Source organism: Hungatella hathewayi WAL-18680, assembly GCF_000235505.1.
GTDB classification, from domain to species: domain Bacteria; phylum Bacillota; class Clostridia; order Lachnospirales; family Lachnospiraceae; genus Hungatella_A; species Hungatella_A hathewayi_A.
Genome location: NZ_JH379027.1, coordinates 1873702 through 1890469, shown reverse-complemented (window position 1 = coordinate 1890469; position 16768 = coordinate 1873702). Strand labels below are relative to the sequence as shown.

At 50.3% G+C, this 16768-nt stretch carries 15 protein-coding genes and 3 pseudogenes; 1 reads left to right on the top strand and 17 read right to left on the bottom strand.

The features are described 5' to 3' along the window. Positions 1–33: 33 nt before the first annotated feature. The 7 genes and pseudogenes from HMPREF9473_RS28705 to HMPREF9473_RS08415 all read right to left on the bottom strand — a co-directional run. Positions 34–173, bottom strand: a pseudogene (locus HMPREF9473_RS28705) (transposase); the annotation flags it as partial. 114 nt (positions 174–287) lie between these two features. After that, a complete protein-coding gene (locus HMPREF9473_RS08440; RefSeq protein ID WP_006779662.1) occupies positions 288–485 on the bottom strand; it encodes a helix-turn-helix domain-containing protein in 198 nt (65 codons plus the stop codon). A gap of 426 nt (positions 486–911) precedes the next feature. Next, positions 912–1769, bottom strand: a pseudogene (locus HMPREF9473_RS08435) (tyrosine-type recombinase/integrase). A gap of 147 nt (positions 1770–1916) precedes the next feature. Continuing rightward, positions 1917–2879 carry a Gfo/Idh/MocA family protein gene (locus HMPREF9473_RS08430; RefSeq protein WP_006779659.1) on the bottom strand — a complete coding sequence of 321 codons (963 nt, stop codon included), beginning with the start codon at positions 2877–2879 and terminating at the stop codon, positions 1917–1919. Between the two features lie 86 nt (positions 2880–2965). Beyond that, on the bottom strand, positions 2966–3601 hold the full coding sequence (locus HMPREF9473_RS08425; protein ID WP_006779658.1) for a GNAT family N-acetyltransferase: 636 nt from the start codon (positions 3599–3601) through the stop codon (positions 2966–2968). A gap of 4 nt (positions 3602–3605) precedes the next feature. Then, positions 3606–5600, bottom strand: a complete 1995-nt coding sequence (locus tag HMPREF9473_RS08420; protein ID WP_006779657.1) for a M28 family peptidase — start codon at positions 5598–5600, stop codon at positions 3606–3608. A gap of 230 nt (positions 5601–5830) precedes the next feature. Continuing rightward, complete coding sequence (locus HMPREF9473_RS08415) at positions 5831–6559, bottom strand: YebC/PmpR family DNA-binding transcriptional regulator (protein ID WP_006779656.1); 729 nt, start codon at positions 6557–6559, stop codon at positions 5831–5833. A 137-nt stretch (positions 6560–6696) separates the two neighbouring features. Between HMPREF9473_RS08415 and HMPREF9473_RS08410 the strand changes: the two genes are divergently transcribed. After that, positions 6697–7020 carry a hypothetical protein gene (locus tag HMPREF9473_RS08410; protein ID WP_034858137.1) on the top strand — a complete coding sequence of 108 codons (324 nt, stop codon included), beginning with the start codon at positions 6697–6699 and terminating at the stop codon, positions 7018–7020. A 268-nt stretch (positions 7021–7288) separates the two neighbouring features. Here HMPREF9473_RS08410 and HMPREF9473_RS08405 read toward each other — a convergent pair whose 3' ends face one another. The 10 genes and pseudogenes from HMPREF9473_RS08405 to HMPREF9473_RS08365 all read right to left on the bottom strand — a co-directional run bounded on the left by HMPREF9473_RS08405 (position 7289) and on the right by HMPREF9473_RS08365 (position 16502). Then, on the bottom strand, positions 7289–8203 hold the full coding sequence (locus HMPREF9473_RS08405) for a PD-(D/E)XK nuclease domain-containing protein (protein ID WP_207636787.1): 915 nt from the start codon (positions 8201–8203) through the stop codon (positions 7289–7291). A 45-nt stretch (positions 8204–8248) separates the two neighbouring features. Beyond that, positions 8249–8632: pseudogene (locus HMPREF9473_RS26105) on the bottom strand (AAA family ATPase); the annotation flags it as partial. Positions 8633–8920: 288 nt separating this feature from the next. Further along, on the bottom strand, positions 8921–9550 hold the full coding sequence (locus HMPREF9473_RS08400; RefSeq protein WP_006779653.1) for a GntR family transcriptional regulator: 630 nt from the start codon (positions 9548–9550) through the stop codon (positions 8921–8923). Positions 9551–9710: 160 nt separating this feature from the next. After that, complete coding sequence (locus HMPREF9473_RS08395; RefSeq protein ID WP_006779652.1) at positions 9711–10331, bottom strand: dihydroxyacetone kinase subunit L; 621 nt, start codon at positions 10329–10331, stop codon at positions 9711–9713. Between the two features lie 21 nt (positions 10332–10352). Continuing rightward, positions 10353–11360 carry a dihydroxyacetone kinase subunit DhaK gene (locus HMPREF9473_RS08390; RefSeq protein ID WP_006779651.1) on the bottom strand — a complete coding sequence of 336 codons (1008 nt, stop codon included), beginning with the start codon at positions 11358–11360 and terminating at the stop codon, positions 10353–10355. Positions 11361–11407: 47 nt separating this feature from the next. Next, a complete protein-coding gene (locus HMPREF9473_RS08385; protein ID WP_006779650.1) occupies positions 11408–12244 on the bottom strand; it encodes an alpha/beta fold hydrolase in 837 nt (278 codons plus the stop codon). A gap of 54 nt (positions 12245–12298) precedes the next feature. Continuing rightward, entirely contained in the window at positions 12299–13261 is a 963-nt protein-coding gene (locus HMPREF9473_RS08380; protein WP_006779649.1) for an ABC transporter permease, read from the bottom strand. Next, positions 13258–14772 carry a sugar ABC transporter ATP-binding protein gene (locus HMPREF9473_RS08375; protein WP_006779648.1) on the bottom strand — a complete coding sequence of 505 codons (1515 nt, stop codon included), beginning with the start codon at positions 14770–14772 and terminating at the stop codon, positions 13258–13260. Before HMPREF9473_RS08375 ends, HMPREF9473_RS08380 begins: the two co-directional genes overlap by 4 nt. A gap of 92 nt (positions 14773–14864) precedes the next feature. Next, positions 14865–15959, bottom strand: a complete 1095-nt coding sequence (locus HMPREF9473_RS08370) for a sugar ABC transporter substrate-binding protein (protein WP_006779647.1) — start codon at positions 15957–15959, stop codon at positions 14865–14867. A gap of 42 nt (positions 15960–16001) precedes the next feature. Continuing rightward, the gene (locus HMPREF9473_RS08365) at positions 16002–16502 is read right to left on the bottom strand and encodes an L-2-amino-thiazoline-4-carboxylic acid hydrolase (RefSeq protein WP_006779646.1); all 501 of its coding nucleotides are present in this window, start codon (positions 16500–16502) and stop codon (positions 16002–16004) included. Positions 16503–16768: the final 266 nt, after the last annotated feature.

The window sequence follows — 16768 nt, the reverse complement described above, 5'->3', positions numbered from 1 at the left end:
CCTTGTTTTGTACTCCCTTCGCTAACAAAATTATTTTGATAGGTCGATGTGGTCCATTACCTCGCAAGAAAGTGTATACCGGATCAGAAATATCAATTTAATTTTTCGATTTCCAGTGGTAATTTCAGTTGACGTACTGTATAATTATCATTGGTATTTTTATTTAGTCGCATAATTAATTATACCAAAAAATCGCTGAAGTCTCACGACCTCAGCGATTTTTCTTTTAGGGGAGTTTTTTTACAGCCCCTCCCCCATTACGTTATGACGTCGTTAATCAACGTTTCTCAGTTAACCCTGATACCAAGAGTCTCCGCAATCCGCTCCTTCGTTCTCTCGCAGCAGTTTCTGCCATAAATCACATCACTGACCGTAGAACTGGCAAGGCCCAGACGCTTCGCAAGCTCGTGCTGTGGAATATCCTGTTCCACCATCGCTATTTTCATTCTTTTCCCAAACGGGGTGCATGGTATTCTTGTTGCCATACTCATTCTCCTTCCTGTTTCCCCCTGCCTTGTCTATGGAGCGCTATTCGGCTCTTATACCACATAATATGAATTATGAGGTAACGACAAAACAAGATATAGAATTTTTTACTTCTTGCATACTATCTATTATACCTTTTTTCGTAAAAATTGCAAGATGAAAAAACGAATTTCTACATTTTTCGACAGATGGTGCGCATAGTTACGTGTGTGATAGTAGGCGGTAAGGAATGGTGGAAGCAGCGCGGGAAGAAAAAACGCGGCTGCTTTCGAGCCATGCCCCGAAACATGAAAAAAGTGTTCCATCTACCGTCCATTGAGTTCAAATGATTCCAGATTCTCTCTAAAATCCCTGATTGACACCTCAAATGCCATAGAGAACACCATATAATTCATATTATGAGGTTTTATATTTTTACGGATAATTTATCCTAGTACCATCTTCATCCTGGCCATCTGCTGCCTTGGCTGGTCCTCCGTGGACGCGGTATATATCCTCGTGGTATTGATATTGGAGTGCCCCAGCAGATCCATCAGACACACCACATCCTTCTCCACTTTATAAAAACTTCTCGCAAACAGGTGGCGCAGATTATGGGGAAATACTTTCGTCAGGGCCACGCCCGCCGCCTTCCCAAGCTACTTCATCCGCTTATTGATATTGCTTCTGTCCATGGGGTTGCCGTACCGGGTAACGAAAATGCTTCCCGATACAATCCCGGCCTTTTTACAGTATTTTCGCAAGAGCCGTTCCAGTTTTGACGGTATCAGCACCACCCGCGACTTGCCCTTGTTGTAGATCTCGGCGTGGCCGGTGTCCAGCGCCTCAACCGTTATGTATTTCAATTCGCTGATGCGGATTCCTGTGCTTCCGATGGTCTGAAGCAGCATACTCATCCGCATATCCTTTTCCTCACGGGCCTCCTGTATCAGTTTCTCATAATCCTTCTGCGTCATCTCCTTCTCAGGGCTGCAAAATAACATCTTCTGTACTTTAAACAGTTTCACCTTCAGGTCCCCACGCCCCGCAAACACGAAAAAGCTGTTGATCGCCGCCAGCATGGAGTTGGCGCTTGTTATCTTGTAATGCTCCCTCAACTCCTGCTTGTAAGCCCTCACTTTCTCTCTGTCCGCAATGCCATCCTCCCCGAGATAATCCAGAAACCTTCTCACGTCCCGGGCATATTTGTCCATGGTGGCCTGACTCCGCTCCTCATCCTGCAGATACTCCAGAAACCTGTTTAACATCTCTTCAGTAAAATTCACATATTTACGCCCTCTCATTTTAAAAAAATTTCCTCCAGTCTTCCTATGCTGTGTCAATTGGTTCTATATATACCATAAATGGTCTATATAAAAATTGCAAGCAATTTTCTAAAAATGTAAAAAAACCCTGAAATATTATCCAGGGTTTTCCAAATATACTGCTATTTATCTGTCTTTGACGGCCGCCTCCAGCAGTTCCATCACCAGGACGCTGTGCTCCAGCATCTGATAGCAGGACTCGTAGTCGCCGTTCTCATACTGGGCCACGAAGGCTCTCGTCTCGCCGGCCAGGGTGCCGTTCTCCTCATCCTGGGCGATGGGGACGGGACCATTTCCCAGATTGATCTCCGCCGAGGAAGCGGCGCTGGCGGGACCTTCCGTGCGGATGTAGCCCTGCTCTCCCTGAATCACACAGCCACAGGGGCTGGAGGAGTCCTTGGATCCGGTCAGCACCGCCTGGAAACCGTCGTACTCCATCACCACCACGCCGGAGGTGTCGATGCCGTTATAGCCTTTGTTGGCGTAGTAGTGGAGGGCATTTGGCCGCCCGAATAATCCGACGGTAAAATGCAGGTTATATAAATTGATATCGTACATGCAGCCGCCGGACAGCTCCGGGTCAAACGCGGGAAGCACCCGGCCTTCCAGGTAGTCGGCATAGCGGCTGGATACCCGGGAGTAGTTGCACTGAACCAGCTTGACCGCTCCAATCTCCGTTAAATGCTCTTTGACACTTTGAAATACCGGAGAGTAGGCAATCTTGAATGCCTCCCACAAAAACAGGCCTTTCTCCCTGGCAAGTTTCGCAAGCTCCCTTGCCTCCCATGCCTCCACCGTAAAGGGCTTTTCGCAGATCACATGTTTTCCTGCTTCCAAAGCCAGTTTGACATACTCGTAATGCTCGGAATTGATGATACCTATGTATACTGCATCCAGACTGCCATCCCGCAGACATTCCGGATAGTCCGTGTAGACCTTCCCGATCTCATAGGCCGCCGCCAGCTGTTCCCCCTTCTCCCGGCTCTGGCTCCGCACACAGATGGCTTCGGCGGAAGCTCCCTCCACCTGCTTTAAATCCTCCAGAAACCGTTTCACAATCATGCCATTCCCCACAACGCCAATTTTCATGTCTTTCTCCCTTCTTTCACCACACTTTTTTCACCACGCCTGCCGTCTGTCACATGGTCTTATCTTACCGTACATGACTCATTTTTCTACTGCACCTCTCTCACCAGACAGTACTGTTTCAAATCAAAATGTTTCTCCACCACCCCGTATATCTTAAACCCATAGTGCTGGTACATGGCCACATTTTTCTCGTTATGAGTCTCCAGGGATATCATCAGCTGATGCTCCCTGGCATAGGCGATGGCCTCGTCCATCAGCAGGGTGGAAATGCCGTGATGCTGCATGGCCGGCTCCACCGCCAGATAAATGATATGTAACCGCTCCTCCTGATGCAGCTGGTCCGTCCATCTGGAATTTAAATAGTCCCGTCCTAGAAAGAAGTTCCAGAAAGTCTTAAGACTGGGGTCCTCCCGAATCAGACATTCCTCCGTCTTTAAGGACGCATAGGCCTCCGTCAGATAGTACTGAAATATATTGTAGGGCTCCGACTCGTCCGACACCACCAGCACGCCGTGAATGTCCGGGCTGTCCGCGAAGATTTCGCAGGTCGCGAACATTTCCTCCAAATCGCAGTGCATCAGTTCCGGCATCAGACGAACCCTCGTCTCCTCGTCCGGTATCAGCCGGCAGTACAGCGGGTCTCTCATAAAGCACTCCGCCAACAATTCCTCCAGCCGTCCCATATCGTTTCTTTCCACCCTGTATAGCTTCTGGCTTTCCATGATTTCAAATCCCTTCGATTTTCTTTAAATTGTTGATAATCAATTCCGTTTCCCGAATCATATAGTCAATATCCGCCAGATAATATTCCATCTGATTCGCCTCCACACGTTTCAGGACCTCCAGCTCCTGAGTGACATCCGTGGAGTGTGTTTCATATTTCTTCCTCAGGCTGCTCACCAGCCCGTACAGATTCTCATGATGGACAATGCGTCCGCCACCCCACAAAAGTTCCTCCTTCGGCCTGCCAAACACATAGTCGGTAAAATAGTCAAACACTTCTCTGTCAAATAAAAAGGCATACCGGTTGTTGTCAATCTCGTAAATCTCCTCCAGCGCCCCACGGATATCACCGCCGTCCAGGCAGCATTCTGCACGCCGGATATGGCTTAAGTTCTTTCTGACCAGTTCCTGGGGAAATAATACTTCGTCGTGCCAGTTCAGGCGCACAAAGGAATCCTGGGCCTTGCGAAAGACCTGCATGAGAATGCGGCGCTCCCTCTCATAACCGCCGCTGGCTGTCATACCGGCCATGTGGTTTATCTGCGTGATCCACCGGTAAACCCGCCGCCCCTCTTCCACCGCCTGCAGGGCCAGCTGTTTCAGCCGGATTCCACTCTCATATGCCTCTTTTGAGAATTCCAAATCAATGCTCTCCACCATGGCCTCAAACAGCCGGCCAAAATCCAGGGGCGGCAGAACCGTCCTGTCAAATGCCTGCACCAGTTCCCCGTACAGATAGTGGTGAAACCGGTATACCGCCTCCTCATAGAACTCCTCATTGTCAAACTGGGAGTGATAGTGGGTCTCCATGAAGGAGCCGGAGGTAAAATCATTGACCATGGACGGAATTCCGGCGATGGCCATGGAAAAATCGTCTGACATGGTCTGAATGGGGCTGTGAACCTCGATTCCGCCGGGATAAGCCGTTTCATCGACCTTTATCGTCCCCAGAAAATGTCTGAGAAAATCCTCGTATTCATAAACGCACCGGATGCCGTCTTTCCTGTCGTGGGCATGGGCCGGCAGTTCGAAATTCAAATCCGCCATCACCTTGCCCTGCCACTCCGGATGTACCTCAAACACCTGCCGCCAGGCGCCCACGGACCAGTCGTACTTGGAGTTGGATACCCCCCACTCCTCCGCCGAGACCGCGCAGAACACCAGCGTTTTCCGGGGCCGGTACCCCCTTTCCAGCAAATGCTTTCCAATCCCGAACATCATGGCCACCGCCGCATTGTCATCCTGGAAACCGCTGAAATAGGAGTCATAGTGGGCGGTCAGAAGAATCATCTCCTCCTCTTCACCGGGTATCTCCCCCACAATATTGTAAGAGCGGCAGTCCGTCCGCACGGAGGTTTCCGCGTCAAACAGCGCCTTCATTTCCCTGCCATCCCCCATCAGTTCCCGCAGCGCCGCCGCGTCCGCCTGGGAGATGGAAAATGCGGGAGCACCCGCCGGCCCGGCTATATCCTGGGCATTCAGCGCCGTGCTGTCAACCTCCCCAAATCCCCGCTCCTGCACGGCAATCACTGCCGCCGCCCCTTTCACGTGGGCCTGGTAGACCGGGAAATTAATCCACCACTCTTCCCGCTGGTTTATCTCCACCAGCACCAGTTTTCCGCTCACATCGAGACCTTCGTAATCCCGGGCGGTTCCTTTTCCCGCGTAGATGATGGAATATTCCTGGAAGCCGGCCGTGTGAAAATTGGTCTGGTAGGCCCCCAGCTGGAATTCCCGGTATCGTCCTGTATCCTCTATCCGGCACCGCAGCACTGCCCGCTCAAACTCCCAGGCGTCCACACGGATCTGCTCTTTTCTCACGTTGGAAAATCCCAGCTGTCTCATCTCCGCCAGCAGCATTTCCCCGGTCTCAAACTCCGCTTTGGAGCCAGCCGTCCGGTACCCCAGCGCCGGATTGCTCCGAAACTCCTCCATCCGCTTCGCCAGCCGGAATGCGTACTCCACATCCTCATTCCAGTCCTCGATTTTACTGTCCATTCTCACCTTATACGCCTTCTTTATTCATTCTATGGGTGATTGTAACACAGACCTTTCACGCCCGCAATGGGAAACCAGCCAAAAATTCCCGTTCCATCAGATACCCATATTGCGCAAATTACCCGCTCCGCCTGTTTGCGCTTAAGTCTCAAATAAAAAGATGCCATCCCCCAGTCATCTCTGACCGCGAAACAGCACCCTGTATATATGACTCTTTCTTTCAGATATCGTTACTCATCCCAGTTATGATAAACTGCCTGGACATCGTCATCCTCATCCAGCAAATCAAGAATCTTATTCATTTTCTTGATGGAATCCTCGTCGTCAAGCTCCACCCAGGTCTGCGGAATCATGGTCACATCCGCCTCCATCATGGGAATCCCGGCCGCCTCCAGCGCTTCACGGACCGCGCTGAAATCATCCGGCGCCGTCAGAATCTCGAAGCTGTCTTCCTCCTCGGCAAAATCCTCAGCTCCCGCATCCAGAGCCGCCATCATCAGTTCATCCGGGTCCATCTCGCACTCTTCCTTGTCGATGATAATCTGGCCCTTCTTGTCAAACATATAGGACACGCTGCCCGGCGTCCCCACATTTCCGCTTCCCTTGGTAAATGCACTTCTCACATTGGCCGCCGTCCGGTTCTTGTTGTCCGTCAGCGTATCCACAATAATCGCCACACCGTTTGGTCCATACCCCTCGTATGTAAGCACCTCATAATTCACAGAATTGGCATCCCCAGCCGCCTTCTTAATTCCGCGGTCAATGGTATCGTTCGGCATGTTATTGGCCTTCGCCTTAGCAATCACATCGCGCAGCTTACTATTGTTCGCCGGGTCCGCCCCGCCTTCCTTCACCGCAACCGCAATCTCCCTGCCGATAACCGTAAACACTTTCCCCTTCGCCGCATCGTTTCTCTCTTTTTTATGCTTAATATTAGCAAACTTTGAATGTCCAGACATGGAACAACACTCCTTTTCTATTCTTGATTCGTCCTTTTCCCGCGCAGTCCTGCGCACATCTTTTCTATTTTATCACCATTTAGGGGAGATGGCAAGGGCGAAAAGGCAAAAGACTGCGTTGCTTTGGTGGGATTACAATGCGTCATCCTAGCCAGATGTTTCAGGTAGATAGGAAATTATTTCCTTCTATCTGCCTGAAAAACATTAAAAAGATGTTGATGGGTATTTCATCACTGGTGCCCTTGCGAACCCTGACTATTAAAAGCCTAATTGAAAAGGACATGGAAAGCTTTCAACCCACTAGACCTTCGCAAACTGCAACACAAGATGAAAATAAGGATAGTACACTTAATAACGTTTCAATCCACGCAGCTTTCACAAGCTGTGACTTTCAGGACGGAATGAAAGAATTATTAAAAACTGAGTTTCAATCCACACAGCTTTCGCAAGCTGTGACCTGACACCCTATGAGACCCGGTTCCCTTTAAGCGTTTCAATCCACACAGCTTTCGCAAGCTGTGACAGCAATTTTTCACAATTTATATCATAACATATTGTCAAAAGTACACAAAGCGTATGTACCTTTTTTCCGCATATATCCATTTAAATCATATAGCACTTCATAAACCAAATAAAAACTTCATTTACAAAGGTGCGAAACTCTAAGCATTTTTATGTTTACTTCCATTTCGCACCACAGTTTCCACTCTTCCAAATTTCCATTAAATCTCATTTATTATCCACTACTTCTATGCAACATTTATGCTTCTTAGATTTCTTATCATAATTAATTGTAACCAAATAAATAGATTTCACCTGCTGTTCAAAAATTTTCATATAATTTTTTTCTTTTATCTGCTCAATTGCTTTTCCCAAATTTCCATTATATTTTAACTCCAAAATTATTCCTGGGAGCCCTGGCTTTTTGGGAATCATGCAGCAGTCTGCATAGCCCTTTCCGGCTGCACTCTCAAATTGAAGCGTATAATCATCTGAAGCCGCATAAAAAGCAAGATGAATCACACATTTCAGTGTATGTTCATTGTTATACTCCTTAAATTCCTGCATATCGTCATGTACGCTTTCCAAAAGTTGTCCCACCAACGCTACGTCACGCAGTAATAGGGCGTCCATCAGTTCCCTAGACTGCTTTAAAAGTAATGACACCGTTCCCCATGACAGCTTTTTAATACTATTAACAAATTCCTCTCTAATTTCTTTATTAGGAATTCTGACTGTCCCATCTTTGTATGTCAGATATCCTAGATGAATTAATGCTGTCAATACCTCATCTTTATCCTGAAAACTATCCAAATCATTGGAAAATCCCAGAACATTTACTGTGATTTCCTGTCCGGCCACCAACGCTGTCACATCCTCACCCAGCCCATCAAAATTCATGGTAATGTACTCTTCCAGTTCTGAAAATCCCCCGGTCTTATTCCAATAATCCCGGCACAAATTTTCTTCCAATGCTTCTACAACAGAACGTGGATTATAAACATCCCCAATTTCAGGCATATAATATCCGTCATACCATTCTTTCAACTGCTCCATTCCAACCCCGTTACCATTTTCACAAAGTTTTTCAATTTCATAATCCGCAAAGCCAAAGAATGGCGCCAGCTTTTTAGGGTCCAGCATAGTATATTCGCGAAACATATTCAAAGCAGATCCTGTATTATATTTTTAAATTGGAAGAATGCCTGTTATATAGGCCAATTCAACATATGACTTATCCTTCAATAACAATTTCATAAAACTCAAAAACTGCTGCTGTTCCTGCCCTTCTCCCTTATGAAAACGAAATACGCAATCCCATTCATCAATCAAAAAAATAAATTTTTCACCACTGACCTGTGTAATCATATCCAAGCAGAGAATCAAATCATCTTCTCCTCCTAAAATATTGGGAAATGCCTGCTTTAAATCATGAATCAAACGCTCAGAAATCTTCGCTATTCCCTCTGTCACCGAGAGATTTTCAAAATAGTCATTAAAATTGATGCATATAACGTTATGGGTGTTTAAATGCTTATAGTAGCAAACAGTATTTTTAATTTTCAGGTTATCAAATAATCTATCAGCATAGACTTATCTACAAAAAAGCGACTGTTAATTGATTTTCTAAAACCATCCATGCTGTCTTTTCGATTAAGAAAATAATAATATTTATGCATTTCACCGCCTCTTATTTATGGTTTAACATATATGGCTTATTTATTATATTTCGTTTTCTTCCAGTATAACATACTTTTTCCCTCTTATACATCCCATTCTATCTCTCTATATATAAATTTATATGTATCAAAAAAACTCCCACACTATTGGAAATTCCTTTACAGTGTGGGAGCTTTATTCCTATAACAATATCGCTTTCATCAATTCAATATCAAACGTCAATATCTCCTGGGCCTTAGCCAGGTCCTTCTCCTCCAGCGCCTCTATAATCTTTGTGTGGCTTCTGTCTAGCGGTTTGTCTTCCCTCCAGATGCTGGAGAAGTACTGGTTGGCATAGCGGTTGCCCACGGTCAGCGCGCTTTTGATAGAGCTTCGGAAATACCGGTTGGGGCATAGATCGCCAAGCTCCCAGTGGAAGTTTTCGTTTCTCTCCCAGGCCAGATGAACGTCCCTTGAGATGACCGCCTCCTGGGCGCTCTCATCCAGCTGCTTTAACTTCTGAATGTCGGCAGGACCGATATAATCAAAACTCAGCCGGAGGGCTTCGATCTCCATGACCTTCCGGTATTCGATAATCTCCTGAATCTCATTCTGGGTTACCGGAATCAGGCGGTATCCGTATCTCGGTAGATTTTCCAGAATACCCTCACTGCAGAGCCTGACCAGAGCTTCACGGACCGGCGTCTTGCTGACCTCAAACTGCTCCGACAAAACCTTCTCGTTAATGATAGAATCCATGCTGAATTTTCCATCCAGAATCTCTTTTAAAATGCTTTTATATACCTGGTCTTTTAGAGCCACCTTCTGCATACGTACACCCTCGCCTTGTTCTATTTAATCGCAACATTCCGTTCGCCATCTGACAATTATTATATCATAAACCGACACAGGTGAAAACTTCTTTTGTGAATCCACTCACCTTCTTGTCTGCCTGCCTTCCTGTCTGCTCGTCTGTCTTCCTGTCTTCCATCTACCTGACAGACTCCGCAATCCCCTCAAAGATAAGCTTCCCCACAACAGAGCCGCCATCCAGAATTCCGATACTCTTCTCCGCATAGTAAGCGGCTCTTCCATGTACCGATTTCATCTGTCTGGTGCTCTCGGAGCCCTGTCCGGCCGCGGCGGCAGCCGCGGCCCAGACATCGCCTGCCGCCATCTCCCCGCCACACCTGCGAAGCTCCTCTATGGCCGGAACCAGCGCATCCAGGATGGTCTTCTCCCCCACCTTGGAACCCGCCTTCTCCATGATATTGTCCACTCCGGCCTGCATCGCCTCCGCCATTTCCTCCTGGGACACCTCCGTTTTTCCTTTCAGCTTCTTTGCCATCCCCATCATGCCAAACGAGAGAATGGTCCCAAGAGACGACGGCGCCGCCTCATTAAACGTCTTTGACGCCATCAGAAACACCTTTCCAAAGTCCGTCTCCTCCGTGGCGTCAAGCGCCTCACACAGCGCCCCAAATCCCCCGCACATGGAGAGTCCCAAATCCCCGTCCCCATTCTGCTGGTCCAGCTGAATCAGATAATCCTTCTGCTCCGCCATCTTTTCATAGACAGCCGATACCGCCCTTTTTACCGCCTGTATCTCCATCAATCTTCACCCCTTCGTCACTCACTTGTTTGCATTGGTATAAAACGGTGTCGACGCCGGCGCGCGCAGCAGCCGCTTCAACTCCTCGTCCAGCTTGAATATGGTCACGGACAGCCCCGCCATCTCCATGGACGTGGCAAACTCTCCGATATGGGGCATAAAGACCGACACGCCCATTTCGTCGAGCGTCCGGTGAACCGCCCGATACAGAATCATCTGCTCCTCCAGCGGCGTCGCCCCCAGCCCGTTAATCATGACGGAGACCTCATCCCCCGCTTCCAGCTGCATATCCGCCACAATCTTCTTAAGAATCACCGCCGCCGTCTCATCGGCAGTCAGCATTTTGCAGACCTCAATTCCTTTTTCCCCGTGGATTCCCATACCAATCTCGATTTCATCATCCGGGATGGAAAAGGTCGGCTCCCCCACCTCCGGCACGATACAAGGCGACAGAGCGACTCCCATGCTCCGGATATTCCCAAGGGCCTTCTTCGCCGCATCGGCCACCTCGTCCAGGCTCCGCCTCTCATCGGCGGCCGCCCCCGCTATCTTGTAGGCGTAGATCAACCCGGCCACTCCCCGGCGCTTCTGTGCCAGCTCCGCCGGAGCTGAAGCCACATCATCGGCGGCCGTGACAATCCTGGTCTCAATATCCTCAAACTCCGCCTCGTCACAGGCCATCTTAAAGTTCATATTGTCTCCCCCGTAATTTCCGTACAGACACAGCACCCCGCTGCCGAAATCACAGGCCTTGATTAACTCCGACATCTTGCCGGCGGATGGGGATGCGAACACATTTCCCACCGCGCATCCGTCCACCATGCCGTCACCCACGTATCCCAGGAACAACGGCAGATGCCCGCTGCCTCCTCCGGTCACAATTCCAACCTTTCCTTCTCTCCCCGGCCGGTTGCTCATGACCATGCGGAAATCCCCGTTCAGCAGTGTCAGTCTGTCCCCATAAGCGGCGATAATTCCCTCCACCGTCTCCTGCACAAAATCCGCCGGGGCGTTTATCATTTTCTTCATTCCGTTTCCCCTCCTGTCTTCTTCCTTTCCCACAAGCCGCACGCCCTCTATTCCACCAGATGATGCCGCTGCAGGAAATCCTCCATAATGTGGTTAAACACCTCCGGAAATTCATAAAACATCATATGGTTTCCAAGGGTCACCACCTCACTGTTTGGGTAATCCCTGGGGATGCACCGCAGCCCCGCCTCTTTCCGATAATCCGCCACATAGAACAGACAGGGAATGCTCTCATCCACCGTCTTCATCACGTCCCTCTTGTCCGAGAGATGACCGTCCACAATCAACTGGTCCCCCACCTCCAGAGGCAGGCGCAGACAGGTATTCAGCACCCGGTTTCTGCCCTCCTCGTCCTGGGGCGGATTGAGAAAGAAGATTCCGTCAATAAAATTCTCTACCACAAACTGCCGGAATCCCTCCTCCGACTGAAAATACCGGAAATGAAAATCTCTCAGCATATCCAGATTCCCGGCGCGAAATTCTCTCTCGTCCTCCGAAATCGCGCAGACCGGATTGTCAATCGTGACAAACGCATCCACCCTCTTAGTCCCAAACTGCTCCAGATAATTCAAAACCGCATAGGCGCCGAAACTCCAGCCGGCCAGAATCACATGCTCCAGCCCCAGCGTCTCCATCAGCACACCCAAATCTCTGCCCTGCTGCGCATAGGTATTGCCCCTAGGAGACCAGGATGATTTTCCATGGTTGCGCGGGTCCACCGCTATCACCCGGAAGGACTGTTTAAAATACTCAATCTGATGCTCAAACCCCTGGGCACTGCCGGAAAATCCCGTGACAAACACGATGGTCCTCCCGCTGCCCTCATCAATATAATGTAACCGGATATCAGGTTCCACATAGCAGTAATGTTCTGCGTACTCCATTTAACCCCTGCCTTTCCCAGACGGCCCCCACCGCCTGCACAATCACGGCCGGCCCTACGCCTCATTCCCGGACGACTTGCTCTTTGACAGACAGTCAAATGCCACCGCCGCAATCAGGACCACGCCCTTGATAACTTCCTGCACATGCTGGTTCACATTTACCAGCACAAGCCCGTTGTTCAGCACTCCGATAATCGCCACCCCCATGACGGCATTAAAAATCTTCCCGGAGCCCCCGTTGATGCTGACGCCGCCCAGCACGAGAGCCGTCAGCACATCCATCTCAAATCCCGCGCCGGTGTTGGCCTGCCCCGACATCAGTCTTGACAGGAAAATGACGCCGGATACGCCGGCAAACAGTCCGCCCAGCATATACACCAGCCGCCGGATACGGTTCACCCGGATGCCGGAAAGTCTGGCAACGTCATCATTTCCACCGATGGCATAGATGTAGCGGCCAAAATACGTCTTATTCAGCACAAACCACCCGATCGCCAGCACCAGAACCATCAGAACCACCGGAACCGGCAGAAAGCCGATATAGCCCTGGCCGATGAACCGGAAGCTGTCCGGAAATCCGGCGATGGAATGACTGTTGGTGATGATATAGGATATCCCGTACAGTCCGCCCTGCACCGCCAGCGTCACAATCAGCGGCGGCATTTTCGCCATGGTTACAAGCACCCCGTTCAGATACCCGATGGCCGCGGAGACAATCAGGCTGATAAGGATTGCCAGCTCCGGAGACATCCCCGCGCTCATCATCAGCCACGCGCATACTACATTTACAAATGATACCACCGCGCCTTCCGACAAGTCAATCCCGCCCTGGATAATGACGAACATGCCGCCCACCGACGCGATCCCGATCATCGACATCTGGCGCATCACATTCATGATATTCCGCAGTGTAAAAAACACGGGGTTCAATATCGTAAATAAAATACACAGCGCAAGCAATACCAGCGTAATGCCATACTGTTTAAAAATCTTCTTCCCATCTATCTTCCCGCTCATGAACAAACCTCCTTCGCATCGGCACCGGACGCATATTTTAATATCGTTTCCTGATTAAACTCCTCTTTCTTCAGTTCCCCTGCCTGCCGTCCCTCGCTCAACACCACGATGCGGTCCGACATGTTGATCAACTCCTCCATCTCGGAGGAAATCATAATCAGGGTTTTCCCCGCCCGTATCATCTCGTGCATCAGAAGATAGATTTCGTATTTCGCGCCCACGTCGACGCCTCTGGTCGGCTCATCCAGGATAATGATATCCGGCTCCGTGGCCATCCATTTTGCCAGAACAATCTTCTGCTGGTTGCCGCCGCTTAAAGTGTCCGCGTCATATTCCAGACTGGCGGCTTTTAACTTCAGCGCCTTTGCGTAATCCTGTGCCGTAATTTTTTCTGTCCGGTTGTTGATAACCAGTCCCTTTGACATCCTCTTTAGGGATGCCAGGGAAATGTTCTTCTCAATGCTCATGTTCAGAATCAGCCCCTGCTGCTTCCTGTCCTCCGGCACCAGGGCGATGCCGTGGGCAATCGCCTCCGTGGGGGAGTGGAACTCCACCTCCTGGCCATGAATCCGGATCACCCCCGCGTCCTTCTTCACGACGCCAAACAGAATCTGGGCCAGTTCCGTCCGCCCGGCTCCCACCAGACCGCCAAGCCCCAGGATCTCCCCCTTTCTCACCTGAAAGGAGATGTCCTTCAGCCCATTGCCACTCACATGGCTGATATCCAGAATCACGTCCTCCGGCTCCCCCTCACGGCCTTCGTATTTGGGGTAAACCTCCGTCATTTCCCGCCCCACCATCAGGCTGATCAGCCGGTCCTTGTCCGTGTCCTTCACATCCAGGGTCTGAATCTTGCAGCCGTCCCGCAGAACCGTCACCCGGTCCGCAATCTGGAAGATTTCATCCAGACGGTGGGAAATGTAAATGACGGTGGTGCCCATCTCCTGCATCTTGAGAATCGTCTTAAATAATTTCTGCACCTCGCTGTCCGTCAGCGCGGCGGAGGGTTCGTCCAGAATCAGTATCCTGGCGTCCAGGCTCAGGGCCTTGGCGATCTCCACCAGCTGCTGGTAGCCGGGACTCAGTTCCTTGATTTTAGCCGTGGCCGGCAGATTCATCTCCAGCCGGTCCAGCAGCTCCTGGGCCTTTTTCGCCACGGCGGCTCCGTTAAACAGATGCCTCCCGCCTGCCTTCTGGCCCAGGTAAATATTTTCCGCCACGGACAGCTCCTCCACCAGGTTCAATTCCTGGTACACCACCGCCACCCCGTTCTGCTCCGAGAGCTGGGGCGTCATATGGGAAAACTGCTGTCCCCCTATCTCAATGGTGCCGGAGCTGGGTCTTATGGCGCCGGTGCACACCTTGATGAGCGTGGACTTTCCGGCGCCGTTCTCTCCAAGCAGGGCGTGTATCTCGCCTTTCCGGAACGTGATGCTCATACTGTCTAACGCCAGCACACCGGGATACTGTTTCGAAATATTTTTCAATTCAAGCGCTATGTTATTCTCCATCCGCTGTCATCCTTTCCGAATCTGATATGGGAAAGGCAGGGAAATAGTCCTATTGGCAATACTACCATGCCTTTCGTTATATCAACAGTCCTCTATTTGGCAGACTGTACTTTGTATCCCAGGGCGTCCGCCTGCTCCAGCACGTTGTCCTTGTTGACCTCTATCTCCGGGAAGTTGATGACCTTGTCATACTCCTCACCGTTCAACATCTTGACCAGCGTCTCCACAACCGCCTTGGCCATGTAATCCCCGCCGCCCATGCTGAGTCCACCGCGGATTAAGTCGTCGTTGTAGATGGCATCCGCCACCCCGTCGTCACAGTCAGTACAGAAAATGCCGAAGTCATCGGAAGCCAGCCCCATGCCCTTGGCCGCCTCGCGCGCCGCCAGCGCTCCGCCTGCACAGTAGGAAATCACCATGTTGGCGTCCGGATTGGCGGTAAATGCATTTTCCATCATGGGAAGGAACTCTTCCTCATTGGAGCCGTACACCGTGGCCACCACTTCCGCGTTGGGCGCAAATTCCTTGAGGCCGTTGTAAATGCCCTCGGTCCGCTCCATCATCAGCGGGATGGTCTGGTTGCCGGCCACAATCACCTTGCATTTCCCGTCCGGATATTTCTCGTTAATCCATCTTGACGCCATCTCTGCGGTGTGATGTCCGAACACCTGCTTCTCCTCCAGCATGGCCGCCGAGTAATTGTCAAACTCATAACCCTGGGAGAAGACGATCACGCCTTCCTCCGTCACCTTCTTCGCCTCCTGCCCCATGGACTCATTGTCGGCGGCGCTGACCACAATCACGTCATAGCCGTCGGTGACGAAGTTCTCCATCTGGGATATCTGCTCGGCCGCGTTGCCCTCGGGACTTACGATATTGACGTACATCCCCTCCGGCTCCCCGTATTTCTTGATTGCCTGGGCGTAGTCATCCCAAACCGGCACGGTAAGGTCCGTGATGGTCACGCCAACCTTCCATTTTGCGTTGTCCTTGGTCACCGCCCCGTTAGCGGCGGCAGATGTGTCCCCGGCAGCGCCGGCCGTCGTGGTCATTTCCGTCTTCTTCTCCTCCTGCGCTGTGGCGGATGCCGCCGTCGTCGTTCCCCCATCTCCATTGCTGCATCCGGCCAACACCATCATACTCCCCAATACCACTGACAACCCTGCCGCTAAAAACTGTTTTTTCATATGAGACCTCCTCCTAGTCTTTTAACCCCCATTTATTGTTACTTACTTGTAAAAATGCAGTTTACATGTCTCGCAGCCCTTTGCGATGGTGTCCGTCAAATCCAGTGTCATCCCCATGGCCTCGGCGATTCCACGGTCCCCATCCATGGCGATATCGCAGAGCAGTGCACAGGTTTCGTCGTCAAACCCCAGCTTCTTCCACGCGCTGACCAGCGCGCAGTAGTGAAATTCCACCGATACGTTGTCTCTGTCCGAGCAGATATGATCCATACCGAAGGTCTGTGGCCCCACATTGTCCTCCGTGCCGAGAAATACCTGACAGAACTGGCTGCCGTCAGCCGGGTCGGCGCACTGTTTTCTGAAGCCCTCCCCGTGGATGCATCCGGTCCTCTTGATGGCCCGCCGGATGATGCCCTCCGCATCCAGCCCCTCCTTCTTCATCTCATCGTAGATCAACCCCATCCAGGTCGCACGATGCTCAATCTGGCTGCGATTTACCGCAACCGTCTCCATTACCGGGTTTTCATTGTTCTTAATTGCCATACTCTCTCCTTTTCTCACGTTTGTTTTTGTTTGTTTTGTGATATATCAGTAATATATCATTGATGTATCAATAATTCAATCACACTTATTACCAAATTTCGCTATCGATTTTTGTCTATTATTTAAGAAATCCCTGTTTTTTCATGTCGATTTGCAGAATTTGAAGCATTTGCAGAATTTGCAGAAAAAAAAGAGCGAACCCGGATACTCCCGGATTCGCTCCCACCGATTTCCACGCTCACGCGTTTTCTATCAGATGCCACTGT